Below are 18,604 nucleotides of genomic sequence, written 5' to 3'. Positions count from 1 at the left end.
ATTGGCAAAAAAACCATTAGTTACTCGCTCGGAAATTCGTAGACGAAAAGCAGTGGAAGAGGCCGCAAGCGAACGTAATCGTCAAATTTTACACAAAGAATCAGAACGGGAATTTCAACAAGAAGAAAAGAAAATTGATCGATTCTATCGAAAAGAATCCAAAAAAAATAAGCCGGTTACTCAATCTCGAACTTTGGAAAGACAACGATCTCAAAGGATGAATTCTTTTTTGTGGAAAGGAATTTTAATTGTGTCTTTATTACTAGTCATTGTCGGTCTGGCAATCTTCTTTTTATAAAACTGGAGGGATTTAATGTCAACTCAAAATGCTTTGATTTTAATTGATGTTCAAAAGGCTTTTGAACATCCCAAGTGGGGCACTCGGAATAATCCTCAAGCAGAAGAAAAAATGCGAAAAATTTTAGCAAGTTGCCGGCAAAAAGCTTGGGAAATTATTCATATCCAACATCATTCGCACTCAACCGATTCACTTTTTTACGAATATGGCGAGGGATTTAAAATCAAATCAATTGTCGCACCAATTGAGGGAGAGAAACGAATAACCAAACAAGTAAACAGTGCTTTTATTGGAACGGATTTACATGATTACTTACAAGAAAAAGAAATTCAAAGGATTGTAATTGTAGGATTAACAACCCCTCATTGTGTCTCGACCACTACAAGAATGAGTGGCAATTTAGGTTATCAAACCTATTTGATTTCTGATGCGACGGCAGCTTTTACATTGCAAGATCATCACGGTAAAAAACTGGATCCAGAACTGATTCATGATATTTCATTAGCAACATTGCATGATGAATTTGCCACAGTCCTGAATACGAAAGACTTTCTTCAAGCTTTAGCAGAGAACAAACTATAGATCAAACGATCATCTGGAGGGAAACAATAAAGTGAAAATTGGAATTATTGGTGCTATGGCACAAGAAGTAGAAGTGTTGAAACAAAATTTACAAGATATTCAGACTTGGAAAATGGCAGGGGCGACTTTCTATTCGGGAAATTACGCAGACCATGAAGTTATTGTGGTGCAATCAGGAATCGGCAAAGTCTTATCTTCAATCACAACGAGTCTGTTGATTCAACAATACGAAGTTGATGCGATTATTAACACAGGGTCTGCCGGTGGAATTGGCTCTGGATTAGCTGTGGGCGATTTGGTAGTATCCGATAAGCTAGCTTATTATGATGTTGATGTGACAGCCTTTGGTTATTTGTATGGACAACTACCAGCGGGAATGCCTTTATATTATGAAGCGGATGAAAAATTACTTGCGGCTGTTGAAAAAGCTGCGAAAAAAACAGGACATCAAGTCAAAAAAGGTTTAATTGTGACTGGCGATTCTTTCATCAGTTCATCAGAAAAAATTAAAGAAATTTTGAGCCATTTCCCAGAAGCTTTGGCTTGTGAAATGGAAGGAGCTGCAATTGCTCAAACTGCTAGACAATTTAATGTACCATTTCTAGTTGTCCGAGCGATGAGTGACACTGCCAATCAAGAAGCAACAGTTTCTTTTGATGAATTCATTGAAGAAGCAGGTAAACGTTCAGCTGAAATGGTTCTAGCTTTTGTGGAAGCGGTGGAATAGTCAGCTTTATGCAAAGGAAATAGTTATTAAATAAAAAGTAGAATCTTAACTGTGAGATTCTACTTTTTATTTTGGTAAATTTACTCTTTGGATTTATCTGCATCAAGCACTTTGACGTCTTGAATATACAACTGATGATTGACTGTACCAGGGGTTGTAGGAATGAGTAGTCGCTCGCCATTCGGATTTTTAATTACCGTATATTGCTGTAACTATCTTTCTTCATTAAAGGTATCGCCGAAAAATGTTTCATATTCTTGAAACATTTCTTTACCAGTTTCAGTAGAGCCATCAAAAAGTAAGTTTTCAAAACTTTGATCTACTAAAACTCGATATTCTAAATCCATGCTATCTTTTACCTTAGATTGAAGTACTGCATCCGTACCTATCCGTATAAGCAAAACGACGATTGTTGAACACAGAAGAAATAGCGTTCTTTTTTGTATTTCAATTTTCTTCGTTGGATTTTTCATATAATCTTCCTCCTTTTTTGTGTATCGATTTTATTGTATTTACTTATAGTACAAAGAAAAGTAAGCGCGTGCATCAAAAGGTTAACCGATTTATGTACGTTTGACAGTAGTTATTTTTCTATGAAATTTTTTCAAGGTTGATATAATAGGGATTAGATGATTTCCTTAAGATTTTTTTAATAAACACCAAAAAAGTACATCCCTTCATGTAACGCCAGTATTTGCACATTTCATGAAGGGATGTATTTTTAATTACTTACCAAATCTCTACGCGATCTTCAGGAGCGCGATACATTTCATCGCTCTGTTGAATATCATAAGTAGCGTGGAAATCAGCTAAGTTTTGTAATTGAATATTGGCACGTAATTTGGCTGGACCATGAACATCAACTGCTAATAAGAGTTGTTGGTATTGTTCTTTGGCTTTTGTCCGCCAAATTTTTGCCCAGTTAGTAAAGAAATCATCTAGAGAAACATCGGCTTCTTTTTTAGCGGCTTCTAAAGCACAGCTTAAACCACCTGCATCGGCAATATTTTCAGAAACGGTTAGTTTACCATTGACTTTACCACCAGCAATTTCCAATCCATCAAATTCAGCAATCATATCTTCAGCTAAACGATCGAAATGTGCTAGATCTTCCTCTGTCCACCAGTTGTTTAGGTTACCAAATTCATCAAATTTTGCTCCGTTGTTATCAAAGGCATGTGAAATTTCATGAGCGATAACTGCACCAATTCCGCCATAATTAGCACTTGAGTGTTGCTCCACACTATAAAAAGGAGCTTGCAAGATAGCTGCTGGGAAAACAATCACATTCATCATTCCACTATAATAAGCATTGACTGTACAAGCAGCCATACTCCATTCATCACGATCCACAGGTTGTTTGAATTTTGCAAAACGAGCTTCTCTAGCTAAACGTGAGAAGTGACGAACATTTTCAACTAGCGAACCGCCTGCTTCTGTTGTTTTAGTAATGAATAAATCATACACAGCTGGGATTTTGTCAGGATAGCCGACATGAACACCGATTTTATTTAATTTTAACACCGCTTTTTCGCGAGTTGCCGGACTTAACCATTCTTTAGTTTCAAGGCGTTCTTTGTAAACGTCTACGATATTTTTTACCATATGTTGTACATCTTTTTTCGCTTCTTCACCAAAGTAAGTTTGTCCATAATACAGACCAATCACTTGACCAAACTCACCTAAAGTTAAATAGAAGGCAGCTTTTTCCGCAGGCATTGCTTCATCGATTCCAGAAAGGTAACGACGATAAGTACCACCTAATTGACGTAATTCTTCACTTAAATAGTTGGTGTAAGTTAGCACGGTTTGAATATACATCCAGCTTTTCAATAATGGCAAATAGTCATTATTCACAAAAGTTGCCAATGCTTCAAAATAATCTGGTTCAGAAACGATCACTTCTTCAACAGATAAGTTGACTAGACCGGCAATGGCCGCTTTAAAGTCAATTTCATCAGAATAGTTTGCGACTTCTTCTAATGAACGAGGGTTATAAATCTTGGTATAATCAGCACTTTCTTCTGCACTTTTGACGTGAGGTGCTAATGCTCGATCAAAAGCTAAGGCTTGTTCAGCAATTGTTTCAGCTTCTGGTTTAGTATGTCCAAATTGCTGTAAAATCTGTACAGTCATATCGAAGAAGACTTGCAATAATTCTTCTGCTTTTTCATGTCCATCTTCATAATAGGTTTTATCAGGCAAAATTAAAGAAGTTGGGTCTAAGTATAAAGTGTTTTGTTGGGCATTTTTCATATCTGCCATCACAAAAAAACTAAAAGGTAATGGTAAGCCTTCTTTAATCCAGTCGACTAATTGTGAGTTTAAGTCTGCAAAAGAATCTAACTCCACAATACGTGTTAATAAATCTTGAATCGGTTGATGAGCTAGCTGATTGCGTGTTTCATAATCTTTCGCCATTTGATAAAAAGCAACAGCATCTTTCATTCGGCCTGCCGGAATTTCTTTCTCCCCAGTTGCCATCTGATTTAGTTCTTTGATAAGTAGTTGGTCAATGCCCTCCACTAAATCTTGAAAACCACCCGTTGCTGGTTTGTCCGCAGGAATAACCGCAGTTTTCAGCCATTCGCCATTTACATGTTCGTAAAAATCTTGTTTTCTTAAATCTGTCATTCTTTTCACTCCATTTCCTACTTTTATTATGATACAGTTAGTACAAACAAGCAATGATGGAAATGTAAAAATAGTTTGAATAAAAATCAATGAAAAGGAGAAAATTTCAATGGAAATAAAAGACCAATGGATTGAACTACAAGAAGAACGTTTTTTAGCTTACCGTACATGGACTACTCCTAAGGGCTATCTATGTGGGACTAATGCAGCGGCAGTATTATTAGCTTATTATCAGGATTACATTGATGAAAGAATCATTCCAACGTATATTCGGACTAAAAAAAGTCGCAAGAAAGAGACCTTAGCACATTTTCTACAATTATTTATCCAACCGATGGGCTTGCCGACAATCGCATGGCAGGTGTCTCATGGTTTATCCTCTTATTTTGATCATGTGGGCTATCCTTCAAGAGCTAGAATGACGATGTTTGGCGGTTGGCAAAGAATTGTGAAACGAATCGATCAAGGCAAACCAGTCATTGTAGGTGTCGCCAAAATATTAGGAAGCACCTATGGCAATCACTGGGTAACTGCATATGGTTATATGGAGACCAGCATGGGACAACGCTATTTAAAAGTTCACGACAATTGGGGAAATTATAACAAAGTTATTCCAGTCAAGTGGATTAATGGAACAATATCGTTGCCATAGAAGTCTAGTAAGTACTATAGAAGAAACTAAAAATGCCAAGAATCGTAAAGAATTACGAAACATGGCATTTTTGATTTAATTTGATAACGAAAAAGGATAATCTTCTTATTGAAGTAAATGAATTGAAGTTGGGTAAAAACAGAGATTTATAAAGGGATTTTAGATGTTTTTGATGATATATCAAATGTAAAAAAAGTAGATATTGATTTTTTTAAGACAAGTAAAGAAAATATTTTTTTAGAAAATTATTTTGTAAGTGTCTTCAATTATTCCCTATTTTACAAGGCTTGTGGTAAACTATGGCTATGGAATATGTTAAAATGGAAAAAAATTATTGGAGGATCATATGGTTAAAAAATATCACGATGAATCGTTGAAAATTTTTAGTTTGAATGGAAATGTGCCCTTAGCAGAAAAAATTGCTAAAGAATTCGGAACTGAACTAGGAAGATGTGCCATCAAAAAGTTTAGCGATGGTGAGATTGCTATCAGTATCGAAGAGAGTGTTCGTGGTGCGCATATTTACATTATTCAATCAACAAATCAACCTGTAAATGACTATTATATGGAATTAATGATTATGATTGATGCGATGAAACGTGCCAGTGCATCTACGATTAACGTGGTATTACCTTACTACGCTTATGCTCGTCAGGATCGGACAGCTAAACCTCATGAACCAATTACAGCGAAGTTAATTGCCAACATGTTAGTAGAAGCAGGAGTTACTCGTGTGCTAACACTTGATTTACATGCAGTACAGGTCCAAGGATTCTTTGATGTTCCCGTTGATAATTTATTTACCGTGCCTTTATTCGCCCACTATTACCAAGAAAAAGGAATGGAGGGAGATGATTATGTTATCGTTTCTCCTAAAAATAGTGGTGTGAGACGTTCAAGAAGCTTAGCAGAATATCTAAATACAACTTTAGCAATTGTTGATCAAGACGAATCTCTTGAAGATGGTGGTTATGTGATTGGTGATGTGGCTGGTAAAACGTGTATTATGATTGATGATATTTTAAATACCGGACATACTTTTGCCAAAGCAGCGACTTTACTAAAAGAAGCAGGAGCGAAAGAAGTTTATGCTTGTGCCTCTCATGCCTTATTATCACCACCAGCTAGAGAAGTTTTAAATGCGGCACCAATTGTTGATCTTTGTGTGACAGACTCATGCTTAACATCAGAAGATCGTCATCCAGATATTTTAACTTATATAACTTGCTCAAAATTAATGGGTGAAGCAGTTAAACGCATTCATGAAAATACACCAATGAGTCCTTTGTTTAAACTAAGTGACGAAAGATACGTATAAGATAGACAGGAACCAGTCAAAGTTGTGCGCACCTTGCATCTTCTTTGACTGGTATTTTTAGTTAAGCTCTATCTATCATTTGAAAATTTCAGCCTGTATCTGTCCAAAATCAATAGTATTGCTATTAGATAGTTTGTAGCTTTCAATAATTGCGTTTTATTATTTAATATTGAGTTTTTAGAAAAACCTGGCTTTGGAGATTTTACAATCATTCAATTTGAACTTTGAAGCGTAACTTTTTTTGACAATTTTGTTATAATCAGTTTATTAAAACTAGGAACGAGGCGAGAGAATGACCTATTTTGATCACGCAGCAACGACGCCTATGCGACCAGATGTCGTTGAAAAAATGAGTCAAATTATGTTAGAAGTACCGGGTAATCCGTCAAGTATTCATCAATATGGTCGGAAGGCCCATGAACATTTAGAAAATGCCCGACAAATAATTGCGAACAGTATTCAAGCAAAACCTCATGAAATAATTTTTAATAGTGGAGGAACAGAAGGCGACAATACTGCGATTCTTGGTGTAGCATTTGGTCAAGAACATACAGGCAAACATATTATTACTACCGCTATTGAACATCCAGCGGTTTTAAAAACAATGGCTTACTTAGAAGCGCAAGGCTTTGATATCACTTATTTACCAGTAAATGAGAAAGGTCAGCTTACAGTTGAGGATGTAGCTCAAGTCTTACGAGAAGATACTATTTTGGTATCTATTATGTTGGCCAATAATGAAATTGGTAATCTTTTACCGATTAAAAAAATCGGTGAGCTTTTAGAGAATCATCCAGCTGTTTTCCATACAGATGCCGTGCAAGCCTATGGGAAAATCCCTTTTTCTCCGGTTGAGTTAAAGGTTGATTTATTGACTGTTTCCGGACATAAAATCAACGGACCAAAAGGAGTCGGTTTTCTTTATAAAAAGGATGGTATTAAACTTCCAAGTTTCCTTCACGGTGGAGAGCAAGAAGAAAAGCGTCGAGCAGGGACGGAGAACTTACCAGCTATTTGTGGAATGGCACAGGCGATTAGTGAATTGTCCGCAGATGTCCAAGAAGCCAATCAAAAGGAATCTGTGGATTTTGTTGAATTAATTATTGAAGCACTGACTAAAGAAGAAATTGATTTTCGACTGAATGGTGATTCAGAAAACAAATTAGCTCATATCTTGAATCTCCATCTTGTTGGCATCCCTAGTGATCGTTTGTTGATGCACTTGGATTTACAAGGATTCGCTGTATCTACAGGTTCGGCTTGTACTGCAGGAAATGTAGAACCTTCTCATGTCTTGGAAGCAATGTATGGGAAAGAAGCACCCGCTGTTCATGAATCAATTCGGATTAGCTTTGGATATGGAAATACCAAAGAAGAAGTAGAAAAATTTGTAGCCGTCTTAATTTCTTCTATTCATCGACTACAAAGAGACTAGTCAAACAGAAAATAACTAGCTATAATAAAGACAAATGAGATAGACGGGGTGAAAAAATGGCATTTCAAGAAACAAGTACAGTACTAGGTTCGCCAGTAAGCTATCGTTTAGCACCATCAGCTAAACGTTATACATTAAGAGATAATGGCTTTACTGAAACAAAAGGTGGCAACTTCCAATTGATTCGTCCACTAGAAGCAACACCACAAAGCAATGAAGGTTTTAAGCTGAAAATTACAGTCGATAAAGAAATTAAAACCTTAAAAATGTCGGTAACAACTGCCAATGGTTTAAAAGCAGTGAACATTTTTAAAGATACACACAATGATTTACTCCAAGAAAAATTCTTTTTCTTAATGGATGGCTTTATCAGCCGCGGATTATTTGAAAAAGTATAAATAAAAAGCTGGATTAGAAGGATTTCCTTTTGATTCAGCTTTTTTTGCTTCTTTATCGACCAAATTTAATAAAGAAATCTTTATTTTAGCAAGAGCTAAGTTTAATTGTTACAACCAAATTTCAATATTTTCCTAAAAAATCTCCCAAACGTGAAATTCTTGCCAAACTACTGTATAATAGCAAATACTGAAAAAGTAGCGACCTTCAAATCGTGGATGTTTCAGAATCTATATTGAAATGATGGTGATATTCATGACGGACAACAGTAAGATTCGCGTTGTCGTTGGAATGAGTGGCGGGGTGGACTCGTCAGTAACAGCGCTTTTGTTGAAAGAACAAGGGTATGATGTGATCGGTATTTTTATGAAAAATTGGGATGATACCGACGAAAATGGTGTGTGTACAGCAACCGAAGATTATAAGGATGTCGCAAAAGTTGCGGCTCAAATTGGGATTCCTTATTATTCAGTGAACTTTGAGAAAGAATATTGGGATCGTGTATTCGAATATTTCTTAGCTGAATATCGTGCAGGCCGTACACCAAACCCAGACGTGATGTGTAACAAGGAAATTAAATTTAAAGCCTTTTTAGATTACGCAATGGATTTAGGTGCAGACTATGTTGCAACCGGTCATTATGCACAAGTTGTGCGTGATGAAAAGGGTATGTCTCATATGTTGCGAGGAGTAGATAACAATAAAGATCAAACCTATTTCTTAAGCCAACTATCACAAGAACAACTGTCAAAAACAATGTTTCCTTTAGGTCATATGGAAAAACCAGAGGTAAGAGAAATTGCTGAACGTGCGGGACTGGCGACAGCGAAGAAAAAAGATTCGACTGGTGTATGTTTTATTGGCGAAAAGAACTTCAAAGAATTTTTGAGTAATTACTTGCCTGCACAAAAAGGCAACATGGTTACTTTAGATGGTGAAGTTAAAGGTCAACATGATGGTTTGATGTACTATACAATCGGCCAACGTCAAGGTCTAGGCATTGGTGGTGGCGGAAAATCATCTGAACCTTGGTTTGTAATAGGAAAAGAATTGGAAACCAATACCTTATTGGTAGGACAAGGTTTCCACCATGAAGCATTGTATGCTGATCGTTTAGATGCTAGTGAAATCCACTTTACAACAAACGAAGACAAACCAAAAGAATTTCGTTGTACTGCAAAATTCCGTTATCGTCAACAAGATACAGGTGTGACTGTACGTTTGTTAGATGATCATCGTGCAGAAGTTATTTTTGATGAACCCGTTCGTGCGATCACTCCAGGACAAGCTGTTGTTTTTTATGATGGCGAAGAATGTCTTGGTGGCGGTTTAATCGATCATGCTTATAAAGCAGAAAAAGTTTTACAATATATTTAATTCAAAGACAGGTCTATGATATAAGTAGTTTAACAAGATATCCGAATAGAAGATTGCTTTTGTGGTCCAGTTGGTCCGAATCGCAAGTTCACCTTGAATGGATGACATTCATTCTATTATGTTCGGATATTTTTGTTTTTACTTAGGTCATAGGCCTTTTTTACATTAAATTTAAATAGAAAATTAAGGAAAATCCAAAGAAACTAGGAAAAAAATTTGCTACAATTTATTTAGAGTAAGCAAAAATAGTTCTTAGTAGGGGTGGAAACATGTCGGAATTGACGGTGAAAAAGCTACAAGAGTATTTGAGTTTGAAATATAAAAATCGTGTTTCTGAAGAATCTCTGTTCATGAAGCTAGTTGAAGAAATGGGTGAAACTGCCGAAGCGATGAATCAACTAGTAGGTAGGAAAGCATTGTCAGAAGAAAGCTCTTTAGCAAAAGAATTAGCAGATGTTGTACATTACACTTTGGCAATTGCTAGTGTTCATGATATTGATTTGAGTAAAGTAATTATCGAAAAAGACAAATTGGCATCTGTGAAATATCATTGGACGCCTAATTTGGAAGAATTTTTACAGGTAGAAGAGAAATAAGTGTTACAACGTTAACCTAGACACTGAGGTTGGATAATTTTCATATTATAGGGAGAGACAGACTATGAAGACAAAAGCCAAACTTTATACAACTTTTGCGATTATATTGTTACTTTTGACCATCGTGTTTACGTTTTTTTGGGTGATGAATTCCCCAATCCTTGAGTATAGAAGAACTTATATTTTCTGGTTAGCAGGTATTTTATTAGGTGGTTATCTATTTTCAGTAGGTAAACACCATCAAATGCCAGATTTGTCCAGAAGACTATATTTAGTTCTGTCAGGCTTTTTGTTCTTTCTACTTGTAGTGACAATTTTAATTGGAATTATTGTGCAATCAATGCCGTAAAATAGCATTCTACTAACAAAAAAGAAGGAAAAATTCTTATTTGAAAGAGTATTTCACAAGATAAAAAAATTGAAATAAATTAAGATAACGTTATATATCCCATGGTATACCCGAGTTCTATTACTTGTGGTATACTTTTTTTATAGAATATATGGACACCTTGTGATTATAAGCAGTGCCTTTCACAAGCTAACTTCTTGAAAGTTATTTAAAAAGTAACTAGTATTACGGTAATAAAAGAAGTTTGAAGGACGTGTCCCGTGTGTATCAAGTAATAACTATGTATGGCGATAATGAACCTTGGTGGTTTTTCGAAGAGTGGCAAGCAGACATTCAAGAAGAACTAACTTTTGTTACATTAGAAGAAGCCCAAAAATTTTATCAAAGCAAATGGCGTACTATTTGTGCTAAGTATCAGTACATCCACGCAAAACCTAACTACCTTTGTGCGTTTTGGAATGAAGAGGAAGAACGCTGGTGTGAAGAATGTGATGAATTTTTACAACAATACGTAGGGTTAGCTTTGTTAGAAAATTATCAGCCATTGAAAATTGAAAGTGAAAGGGAATTTTATGAAACAACTAATTCTAGCGGAAAAGCCAAGCGTTGCCAAAGATCTAAGTAAGGTGCTTGGAGCCAATCAAAAACATAAAAACTACTACGAAGGTCCTAAAGTAATTGTTACTTGGGCCCTTGGTCATTTATTGGGCCTAAAAATGCCGGAAGATATTAATAAAGAATGGCAAACGTGGCAAATGGAAACTTTACCGATGATTCCTAAGAACTTAGGAATTAAACCTTTGCCAAAAACGGGACATCAATTAAAAGCGATTAAACAATTGGCTCAAAGAAAAGATGTTTCAGAAGCAGTTATTGCCACCGATGCTGGAAGAGAAGGCGAACTAGTGGCTCGCTGGATCTTAGAGTGGGTCCGTTTTGACAAACCTGTGAAACGTTTATGGATTTCTTCTCAAACAGACAAAGCAATTAAATCAGGCTTTGCTCAGTTGAAACCAGCTAAAGAATACGACAATCTGTATCATTCAGCCATTGCCAGATCTAAGGCAGACTGGTTGGTAGGCTTAAATGTTACGCGGGCATTAACTGTGAAATATCAAGATAATTTAAGTGCAGGACGAGTACAAACTCCTACACTAGCTTTGGTGCGCCAACAAGAACGCCAAATTGAGACCTTCCGTCCACAAACCTACTATGTCATTGAATTAGGAGTAGGGAATGAACAGGCTCGCTTGGTTCAAAAAAATCCTCAGCAATTAAAAGAGCATGAAGCTGCTCAAAATATTGTGAATCAAATGAATCATAATGGAAAAGTCGTTTCTGTAGTTGAAAAAACAAAAACAGAAACTTCTCCTTTGCCCTATGATTTAACCGAAATTCAACGAGAAGCAAATCAGCGATTTAATTTTTCAGCGAAAAAGACACTTTCTCTCGTTCAAAGTTTATACGAAATCCATAAGATTGTGACCTATCCACGGACAGATAGTAAATATCTAACACAGGATATGAAAGCTACGATGAAGGAACGTTTACAGGCAGTCAGTGATTTTACACCAGAAGTAAAATCGTATCTAAAAAATGGAGCAGTTGTGCAACAAAAAGCTGTTTTTAATGATGCTAAAGTTTCAGATCACCATGCGTTACTACCTACAGAGCAAAGAGCCAATTATGCAAAATTAAGTAGTGATGAGCAAAAAATTTACAATATGATTGTCACTCGATTCCTAATGCTGTTTGCTTTGCCCCATAAAAAAGTGCAACAAAAAGCAACTGTAGCTTTTGGGGAATATCAATTTGTCTTTACTCAAAATAAAGTCATCGAACAAGGTTGGAAAGAACAAGAAGCAGTCAAAGCAACAGTTAATTGGCAAGAGGGAATGACGATTGTTCCTAATTTTACCATTAAAAAAGAACTGACTTCACCACCGAAACCTTTAAATGAAGGAACACTTTTAGGGAAAATGGAAAAATTTAGTTTGGGTACACCTGCGACTCGGGCAGAAATCATTGAAAAATTGATTAAATCCGAATTGATGGAACGTACACCAAGTGGTTTACAAGTTTCTCCTAAAGGAAAACAATTACTTGAATTAGTCAATCCATCACTTGTTTCACCAGAACTAACAGAAAAATGGGAACGAGAACTAGAAGCCATTGCTAAAGGGAAATTTTCTAGCCAAGCCTTCTTACAACAAATTGAGAAAGACACTAAACAATTAGTCACTGAAATCAAACAAAGTGAACAAAAATATCAAGATTTTTCATTAACACAGAAAAAATGTCCCGAATGCGGCGAACTGTTGCGTGAGAAAAATACCCGTGACGGTAAAATTTATGTTTGTTCTAGTAATGACTGTAGTTATCGACGTCGGAAAGATCCGAAACTATCCAATCATCGTTGTCCGCAATGTCATAAAAAAATGGAGATCATTGAAGGGAAGAATGGCGCATTTTTCCGTTGTAAATTTGACGGGACAACCGAAAAAGTACCAACTAAAAATGAACGTAAGAAAAAAATGACCAAACATGAAGAACGTCGTTTGGTGAAAAAATATACCCAACAAGAAGAACCACAAGAAAGCCCATTAGCAGCAGCGTTAAAAGCAGCGATGGAAAAACAATAAAAAATCCGAATCAAATAGATGCAGTCACGGAGCATACTATCTGATTCGGATTTTTTTAATGAAACAGTGTGTCAAAATAACGATAAAAGCTAATTCATTAGCGAGTAGAGCAAGAGACCTGTAATAAATCCTCCAACGAAGTTTAAGATATAGCGTTGCTTTTTGCTCATATCATACCCTCCTTTAAACATACAATCTACCCTCTCTACTATAGCAAAATGAGTAAGGGTCAAATAAAAAGGTAACACCAACTGTTCATAAAGACACTTATTAAAGACAAAGAACTAAAGTTTTTAATATCCCCAACGTCTAGTATCAACAACTCTCGCTCCAAAAGGCATTAAAGCAAGTTTGGCTAATTTAAAAGCTTGTTTACCAAAGGGAATACCTATGATTGTAATAGAAAGTAAAATCCCACTAATGATATGGCCGACAGCTAAAGGGATACCGCTAATAATCAACCAAATAATGTTCACTAACAGTGAAACGCCGCGATCACTATACACAACTTCTTTGTGGAAGGGCCAAAAGCTTAAACCAGCTAATTTGAAACACTGTACACCAATTGGAATACCGACAATGGTAATACACCAGATGATACCTGCAGCAAACCAACTCAAACCACCCAATAGTCCTCCAAAAAGAAACCAAATTAAATTTCCAAGTGTTTTCATTTTTTCTCTCTCCAATTATATAAATAAGTATTTTTTTGTTTTCTTATTTTTATTATAACAAGATTCATTATAGTGTAATAGGGACTTGAGACTGAAAAAGTAAAAGAACAGCGATATCAATCGCTGTTCTTTTATGGGGGATACAAATAAGGAAATACTGTATAAGTTATCCGTCAATACCTTGGGGGCAAAACCAGAGTACTGACAGGGAACTAACTAAATTAAGGTAACTTGATTACTTCTTCTGTTTCTTTATCGAAGAAGTGAGCTTTGTTGATGTTGAAAGATAAGTCAATTGTTTCACCAGGACTATGGAAGTCACGAGCATCTACTTTAGAGATAAACTCAGTGTCACCAATTCTTGTATAAAGCATTGTTTCAGCACCAAGTAATTCTGATACAACAACTTCAGAACGTACAGTTGATTCTGGAGAAGCATCAATCGCTACTTGTTCACTGTTGATATCTTCTGGACGAATACCAAAGACTAATTCTTTGCCTTCATAACCTTTTTCGATTAAGACTTTATTACGGCCTTCTGGCACGCGCAACTCTAAACCATAACCATCTCTAACAATACCATTGTTTAAAGTGACGTTAAAGAAGTTCATTGCAGGTGAACCAATAAATCCAGCTACAAAAATATTGACAGGGTTATTGTAAACCTCTTTTGGTGAACCAATTTGTTGGATGAAACCATCTTTCATGATAACGATACGGTCAGCCATTGTCATCGCTTCAGTTTGGTCATGTGTTACGTAAATAGTTGTTGTTTCTAAACGTTGGTGTAGTTTAGCAATTTCCGCACGCATCGCTACACGTAGTTTAGCATCCAAGTTAGATAAAGGCTCATCCATCAAGAAGACTTTTGCATCACGTACAATTGCACGACCTAAGGCAACACGTTGACGTTGTCCACCAGATAAAGCAGCTGGTTTACGTTGTAGATATTCTGTTAAACCTAAGATGTCCGCAGCGTTTTCTACACGTTTTTTGATTTCTGCTTTGTCGTATTTACGTAATTTCAAACCAAATGCCATGTTATCATACACAGTCATATGTGGGTATAAAGCGTAGTTTTGGAAAACCATCGCGATATCACGATCTTTAGGTGCAACATCGTTCATTACTTTATCGCCAATGACTAATTCACCTTCAGTAATATCTTCTAAACCAGCAATCATACGTAAAGTTGTTGATTTACCACAACCAGAAGGTCCAACGAAAACGATAAATTCGCGGTCTTGAATTGCTAAATTAAAATCAGTTACAGAATAGTTTTCTGCATTGTCATATTTTTTATATACGTGATTTAATGCCATTTGTACCATAAGATAGTTCCTTCTTTCAATAATTATTTGATAAATTAACTATAAGTGAAAACGGTTTACAGAGCAATGTAAACGTGCACAAAAAGGCTCTTGCTTTTTGTGCACGTTGTAAAAGATTCAATTTGTTTGGAAAGAAACGACTAATAAATAGCATAAAAATAGGTCGTTCATTTTTTTTAGATTCGTAATGTTCTGTGTTTGAAATTTTTCAATTTTGTATTGTAGCGTATTACGATGCATGAATAAATCTTTGGCAGCCGAACTAACATTTCCTTGATTATTCCACAAGCTTTCAATAATTTCTGGAACATCTTTATCAAACCAAGATTCATACAATGCCTGCATAAGATAGCTATCTTTGACTGCAGTAGTAGAAAAGTAATGGATAACCGATTGGCTGAGATCAAAGCACTTTGTTTGATTGTTTTGCTGGATATTACTTTGGAATAGTTGACGCTCTTCTTGGAGTAGTTGTGTAAAATTGTATTGGTAGTTGTAAAAAGAACCTACAAATAGACGAGTGTACATATCTAAATCTCCATCTAGAGCTAAAAACAGACCTTCTAATTCTTCTGAGGATAAGGCATTTTCGCTATAAGCCTCAATCAATAAACAAGAGTTATCAGAAAAAAAGAAATAGTCAACTAAGGCAGGCAAGATACTTTTAATCTCGTTATTCCAATCTTCAATTGAGGTCGAACTAAGTGCAGTAAACTCCACTTGAATGATTCGAAATTGCCCATCATTTGCAGGGGCAGACTTTCCTTGAAATAAAATGGGATACCACGGATGTTCCTTTGCGGAAATCTTGGGCTGCTGAGCTTTGGTCAAAGTTTGCAGCAATTTTTTTTCAGATATAGACAGTGCTTTTTTAGGAATCCAAAGAAATTTATTTTCTACAAAAATGGATAGAAAATCAGGATCTTCAGTCGGTACTGTTTTCAAAATAGCTGTCGGGTAAATCCTTTGCCAGTCTTGAAGATTCAATGGTAAATCACCTCTTTTAATTAAATCATCTTCACTAGCATTGTATAGTAATTTTAGATGAAGTAAAAGGAATTCTATTATAAAAGTGAATTTTCATACTATATGTTTAGGTGTAACTAGTTATCAAATGATTTTAAAAAGTTTGTAGCATCACTGTTGAACTTCCATGTAATCCCAAATTTATCAATGACAAGTCCGAAACTTTTAGACCAAGGAACCTCACCTATAGGCATAATCACTTGTCCATCTTTTGCTAATGCATTAAAAATAAGCTCATTAGTATCAGAATCACCGTCAATTAAACTAATAATTAAAGAGTTTCCGTTGGTAATTTTCTCGAGAGTTGCTGACATAAAATTTGGAATATCAGAGATCATAATTGTGTTATCTAAAAACATAATACTAGATTCCATTACCATATTTTTTTCTTCTTTAGATAGAACTAAATGTGGATTTTCAGGTAAGTTTCCAAATAGAACTTTTTGACTACTGCATTAGGTAAGGTTTTTTCGTAATAGTTAATGGAATGAATTCATTTCTGCAATTACTTTTAACGTACGTGATAACTTTATTATTGAATTTACGAAAGTTTTGACATCTATCTAGCGTAACGGAACAACGAAGACTGCGCTGTCACCGTGAAAAGGAGTCAATGTGAAATACTGTCACTTAGCGCAGCAATTAGTGACAGTTTGAAGCTTGACAGACTGGAGACTACAGGCTCCAGGTGGTCCCACGGTCGACAAAAGCAGACTTCGTTGTGTAGAGTAGCGAATGGATTATAAAGATAACTGTGAATGGGTAATAATCTAATAGAATTTTCTGATATTTTAGATGGAAAATGATTGACAAGTATCTACAAAGGGAGTAAAGTAAGGTACAACTTAAAAGAAAGACATCGAAAAGAAGAGTAACAACGCATTCTATTACAAGAGAATCTCTGGTTGGTGAGAAGAGATATAGATCCGCTGTGAAACACATCTTGGAGTCGACTTTTTGAAAGAAGTAGGAAAGTCCGGGTAGCCCGTTACAGCTAAGGTTATTGTTAGATAACTTCATGAGGCTTGTTTTGCGAAGAACAAGCGAAAAAAGGTGGAACCACGTATATTACGTCCTTTAGTCCTAGTGACTAGAGGACTTTTTTATTTGCCTAAGGAAGATTTGACGATAACCTACAGAGGTCTTATTCTGTGAAGAAAAGATAAAATGAGGTGGAACCACGCAATTGTCGTCCTCTTGGGTAACCAAGGATACTTTGCGTGGTTTTTTATGAAAAAAAGGAGGAATGAACACATGGAAATACTTATTTCAGTTTTTCCGCAATTATTTAGAGGAACAGGCATCACCCTACAGTTATTTTTATTAACATTGGTGGGAGCTATTCCTTTGGGGGTTTTATTCGCATTTATTTTAAGCAGCCGCTTAAAAATTATTAAAGCAGTGGTGCAATTATATATTTGGTTGATGCGAGGAACACCCTTATTACTACAATTAATTTTCGTTTTTTATGGTTTGCCAACAATCGGCATTGTCTTCGATCGATTTGAAGCAGCGGTCATTGCCTTTGTGTTAAATTATGCAGCGTACTTTGCAGAAATTTTTCGAGGGGGAATTCAATCAATCCCCAAAGGACAATATGAAGCAGCTCAAGTTCTACGCCTAACACCTTGGCAAACAATTTACAAGATTATTTTACCTCAAGTAGGAAAAATAACCTTACCTTCTGTTGGGAACGAAGTAATCAGTTTAGTGAAGGATACTTCTTTAATCTATATTTTGGGTTTGTCAGATGTGATGCGAATCGGAAAAATTGCGATGGAACGAGAAGCGACTATTTTGCCATTAATTGGTGTGGGAATCATTTACTTGGTAATGACGGGGATTTTTACAATTCTCTTAAAACAAATCGAAAAACGCTTAGATTACTATCGTTAAAATTTAACTAAGAAGGCGAGGGAAGCAATATGCTTGAATTAAATAAAATTACAAAATCTTTTGGGGACAAGCGAGTAATCGACCAATTAGATTTATCAATAGAAGAAAGTAGTATCTTAGCTATCGTAGGACCCTCTGGTGGTGGAAAAACCACGTTATTACGAACTTTAGCGGGTTTAGAAACAATTGATAGTGGTGACTTTTTATTAGATGGAGAAAAATTTAATCCATGTAATTTAAAAGAACAAGAACAGGTTGTCGGAGTGGTTTTCCAAGACTTTCAATTATTTCCACATCTAAGTGTGATTGAAAATATTACTTTAGCACCAAAAATGGTATTAAAAGAGAGTCTAGAAGAATCTATTGAAAAAGCGGAACGTTTAGCAGACCAATTAGGGTTATCTGGTTTGTTGGGACAATATCCATTCCAATTATCTGGGGGACAAAAACAACGGGTGGCGATTGCTAGAGCGATGGCGATGAATCCTAGAGTATTGGCTTATGATGAACCAACGAGTGCCTTGGATCCTGCTTTACGACAACAGGTAGAAAAATTGATTTTAGATTTAAAAAAACAAGGAATGACCCAAATCGTCGTGACACATGATTTGGATTTTGCAAAAAATATTGCAGACAATTTGCTAGAAGTAGCATCTATTAATTAAAAATAG

The 18,604-nt window shown here is 35.8% G+C and carries 20 protein-coding genes and 1 other annotated feature; of the genes, 14 read left to right on the top strand and 6 right to left on the bottom strand.

Annotated elements, in window-relative coordinates:
* Position 1: 1 nt before the first annotated feature.
* The 3 genes from macP to AC4BBX_RS06605 are packed head-to-tail and all read left to right on the top strand — an operon-like array spanning position 2 to position 1,607.
* The gene (macP, locus tag AC4BBX_RS06615) at positions 2-298 is read left to right on the top strand and encodes a cell wall synthase accessory phosphoprotein MacP (protein WP_490455648.1); all 297 of its coding nucleotides are present in this window, start codon (positions 2-4) and stop codon (positions 296-298) included.
* A 15-nt stretch (positions 299-313) separates the two neighbouring features.
* On the top strand, positions 314-880 hold the full coding sequence (locus AC4BBX_RS06610) for a cysteine hydrolase family protein (RefSeq protein WP_490455647.1): 567 nt from the start codon (positions 314-316) through the stop codon (positions 878-880).
* 31 nt (positions 881-911) lie between these two features.
* A complete protein-coding gene (locus tag AC4BBX_RS06605; protein WP_490455646.1) occupies positions 912-1,607 on the top strand; it encodes a 5'-methylthioadenosine/adenosylhomocysteine nucleosidase in 696 nt (231 codons plus the stop codon).
* Between the two features lie 212 nt (positions 1,608-1,819).
* Here the strand turns inward: AC4BBX_RS06605 and AC4BBX_RS06600 are convergent, their stop codons facing one another.
* Both AC4BBX_RS06600 and AC4BBX_RS06595 read right to left on the bottom strand, forming a co-directional pair.
* Positions 1,820-2,080 carry a hypothetical protein gene (locus AC4BBX_RS06600; RefSeq protein WP_490455645.1) on the bottom strand — a complete coding sequence of 87 codons (261 nt, stop codon included), beginning with the start codon at positions 2,078-2,080 and terminating at the stop codon, positions 1,820-1,822.
* A 256-nt stretch (positions 2,081-2,336) separates the two neighbouring features.
* Positions 2,337-4,241, bottom strand: a complete 1,905-nt coding sequence (locus AC4BBX_RS06595) for a M13 family metallopeptidase (RefSeq protein ID WP_490455644.1) — start codon at positions 4,239-4,241, stop codon at positions 2,337-2,339.
* Between the two features lie 109 nt (positions 4,242-4,350).
* Between AC4BBX_RS06595 and AC4BBX_RS06590 the strand changes: the two genes are divergently transcribed.
* From AC4BBX_RS06590 to AC4BBX_RS06550, 9 genes are all read left to right on the top strand, one after another.
* Positions 4,351-4,893 (top strand): C39 family peptidase, encoded by a 543-nt coding sequence (locus AC4BBX_RS06590; protein ID WP_490455643.1) that lies wholly within the window; start codon positions 4,351-4,353, stop codon positions 4,891-4,893.
* Between the two features lie 346 nt (positions 4,894-5,239).
* Positions 5,240-6,211 (top strand): ribose-phosphate diphosphokinase, encoded by a 972-nt coding sequence (locus tag AC4BBX_RS06585; RefSeq protein WP_490455642.1) that lies wholly within the window; start codon positions 5,240-5,242, stop codon positions 6,209-6,211.
* A 292-nt stretch (positions 6,212-6,503) separates the two neighbouring features.
* A complete protein-coding gene (locus AC4BBX_RS06580) occupies positions 6,504-7,646 on the top strand; it encodes a cysteine desulfurase family protein (RefSeq protein WP_490455641.1) in 1,143 nt (380 codons plus the stop codon).
* Positions 7,647-7,702: 56 nt separating this feature from the next.
* On the top strand, positions 7,703-8,044 hold the full coding sequence (locus tag AC4BBX_RS06575; RefSeq protein ID WP_490455640.1) for a DUF1831 domain-containing protein: 342 nt from the start codon (positions 7,703-7,705) through the stop codon (positions 8,042-8,044).
* 253 nt (positions 8,045-8,297) lie between these two features.
* Complete coding sequence (gene mnmA / locus AC4BBX_RS06570) at positions 8,298-9,419, top strand: tRNA 2-thiouridine(34) synthase MnmA (RefSeq protein WP_490455639.1); 1,122 nt, start codon at positions 8,298-8,300, stop codon at positions 9,417-9,419.
* A 269-nt stretch (positions 9,420-9,688) separates the two neighbouring features.
* Positions 9,689-10,015, top strand: a complete 327-nt coding sequence (locus AC4BBX_RS06565) for a MazG nucleotide pyrophosphohydrolase domain-containing protein (protein ID WP_490455638.1) — start codon at positions 9,689-9,691, stop codon at positions 10,013-10,015.
* Between the two features lie 64 nt (positions 10,016-10,079).
* Positions 10,080-10,364: a hypothetical protein gene (locus AC4BBX_RS06560; RefSeq protein ID WP_490455637.1), complete on the top strand. Its 285-nt coding sequence runs from the start codon at positions 10,080-10,082 to the stop codon at positions 10,362-10,364.
* 262 nt (positions 10,365-10,626) lie between these two features.
* Positions 10,627-10,989 carry a DUF1033 family protein gene (locus AC4BBX_RS06555; protein WP_490455636.1) on the top strand — a complete coding sequence of 121 codons (363 nt, stop codon included), beginning with the start codon at positions 10,627-10,629 and terminating at the stop codon, positions 10,987-10,989.
* On the top strand, positions 10,937-13,006 hold the full coding sequence (locus AC4BBX_RS06550) for a DNA topoisomerase III (protein WP_490455635.1): 2,070 nt from the start codon (positions 10,937-10,939) through the stop codon (positions 13,004-13,006). Before AC4BBX_RS06555 ends, AC4BBX_RS06550 begins: the two co-directional genes overlap by 53 nt.
* 293 nt (positions 13,007-13,299) lie before the next feature.
* On the opposite strand, the gene AC4BBX_RS06545 is transcribed toward AC4BBX_RS06550, so the two are convergent.
* From AC4BBX_RS06545 to AC4BBX_RS06530, 4 genes are all read right to left on the bottom strand, one after another.
* On the bottom strand, positions 13,300-13,680 hold the full coding sequence (locus tag AC4BBX_RS06545; RefSeq protein WP_490455634.1) for a YccF domain-containing protein: 381 nt from the start codon (positions 13,678-13,680) through the stop codon (positions 13,300-13,302).
* A 221-nt stretch (positions 13,681-13,901) separates the two neighbouring features.
* Positions 13,902-15,011, bottom strand: a complete 1,110-nt coding sequence (locus tag AC4BBX_RS06540; protein WP_490455633.1) for an ABC transporter ATP-binding protein — start codon at positions 15,009-15,011, stop codon at positions 13,902-13,904.
* 117 nt (positions 15,012-15,128) lie between these two features.
* Positions 15,129-15,998 (bottom strand): helix-turn-helix domain-containing protein, encoded by an 870-nt coding sequence (locus AC4BBX_RS06535; protein WP_490455632.1) that lies wholly within the window; start codon positions 15,996-15,998, stop codon positions 15,129-15,131.
* 116 nt (positions 15,999-16,114) lie between these two features.
* Complete coding sequence (locus AC4BBX_RS06530; protein WP_490455631.1) at positions 16,115-16,417, bottom strand: VOC family protein; 303 nt, start codon at positions 16,415-16,417, stop codon at positions 16,115-16,117.
* Between the two features lie 470 nt (positions 16,418-16,887).
* Positions 16,888-17,118, top strand: a binding site (T-box leader).
* A gap of 173 nt (positions 17,119-17,291) precedes the next feature.
* Here AC4BBX_RS06530 and AC4BBX_RS06525 point away from each other — a divergent pair.
* Positions 17,292-17,933, top strand: coding sequence for an amino acid ABC transporter permease (locus AC4BBX_RS06525; protein ID WP_490455630.1), 642 nt, complete (start codon positions 17,292-17,294; stop codon positions 17,931-17,933).
* Between the two features lie 29 nt (positions 17,934-17,962).
* On the top strand, positions 17,963-18,598 hold the full coding sequence (locus tag AC4BBX_RS06520; protein ID WP_490455629.1) for an amino acid ABC transporter ATP-binding protein: 636 nt from the start codon (positions 17,963-17,965) through the stop codon (positions 18,596-18,598).
* Positions 18,599-18,604: the final 6 nt, after the last annotated feature.

It is taken from the genome of Enterococcus sp. AMC1157 (assembly GCF_058216555.1).
The sequence above is the reverse complement of the archived record's forward strand: the minus strand, read 5'-3'. Positions and strand labels throughout refer to the sequence as shown.

Excerpts from the sequence above, each read along its gene's own strand:
- AC4BBX_RS06595 (WP_490455644.1), bottom strand. The coding sequence starts at position 4,241 with ATGACAGATTTAAGAAAACAAGATTTTTACGAACATGTAAATGGCGAA.
- AC4BBX_RS06600 (WP_490455645.1), bottom strand. The coding sequence starts at position 2,080 with ATGAAAAATCCAACGAAGAAAATTGAAATACAAAAAAGAACGCTATTT.
- AC4BBX_RS06540 (WP_490455633.1), bottom strand. The coding sequence starts at position 15,011 with ATGGTACAAATGGCATTAAATCACGTATATAAAAAATATGACAATGCA.
- AC4BBX_RS06550 (WP_490455635.1), top strand. The coding sequence starts at position 10,937 with ATGAAACAACTAATTCTAGCGGAAAAGCCAAGCGTTGCCAAAGATCTA.
- AC4BBX_RS06575 (WP_490455640.1), top strand. The coding sequence starts at position 7,703 with ATGGCATTTCAAGAAACAAGTACAGTACTAGGTTCGCCAGTAAGCTAT.
- AC4BBX_RS06530 (WP_490455631.1), bottom strand. The coding sequence starts at position 16,417 with ATGGTAATGGAATCTAGTATTATGTTTTTAGATAACACAATTATGATC.
- AC4BBX_RS06585 (WP_490455642.1), top strand. The coding sequence starts at position 5,240 with ATGGTTAAAAAATATCACGATGAATCGTTGAAAATTTTTAGTTTGAAT.
- AC4BBX_RS06580 (WP_490455641.1), top strand. The coding sequence starts at position 6,504 with ATGACCTATTTTGATCACGCAGCAACGACGCCTATGCGACCAGATGTC.
- AC4BBX_RS06610 (WP_490455647.1), top strand. The coding sequence starts at position 314 with ATGTCAACTCAAAATGCTTTGATTTTAATTGATGTTCAAAAGGCTTTT.
- AC4BBX_RS06560 (WP_490455637.1), top strand. The coding sequence starts at position 10,080 with ATGAAGACAAAAGCCAAACTTTATACAACTTTTGCGATTATATTGTTA.
- mnmA (WP_490455639.1), top strand. The coding sequence starts at position 8,298 with ATGACGGACAACAGTAAGATTCGCGTTGTCGTTGGAATGAGTGGCGGG.
- AC4BBX_RS06590 (WP_490455643.1), top strand. The coding sequence starts at position 4,351 with ATGGAAATAAAAGACCAATGGATTGAACTACAAGAAGAACGTTTTTTA.
- AC4BBX_RS06565 (WP_490455638.1), top strand. The coding sequence starts at position 9,689 with ATGTCGGAATTGACGGTGAAAAAGCTACAAGAGTATTTGAGTTTGAAA.
- AC4BBX_RS06520 (WP_490455629.1), top strand. The coding sequence starts at position 17,963 with ATGCTTGAATTAAATAAAATTACAAAATCTTTTGGGGACAAGCGAGTA.
- AC4BBX_RS06525 (WP_490455630.1), top strand. The coding sequence starts at position 17,292 with ATGGAAATACTTATTTCAGTTTTTCCGCAATTATTTAGAGGAACAGGC.
- AC4BBX_RS06545 (WP_490455634.1), bottom strand. The coding sequence starts at position 13,680 with ATGAAAACACTTGGAAATTTAATTTGGTTTCTTTTTGGAGGACTATTG.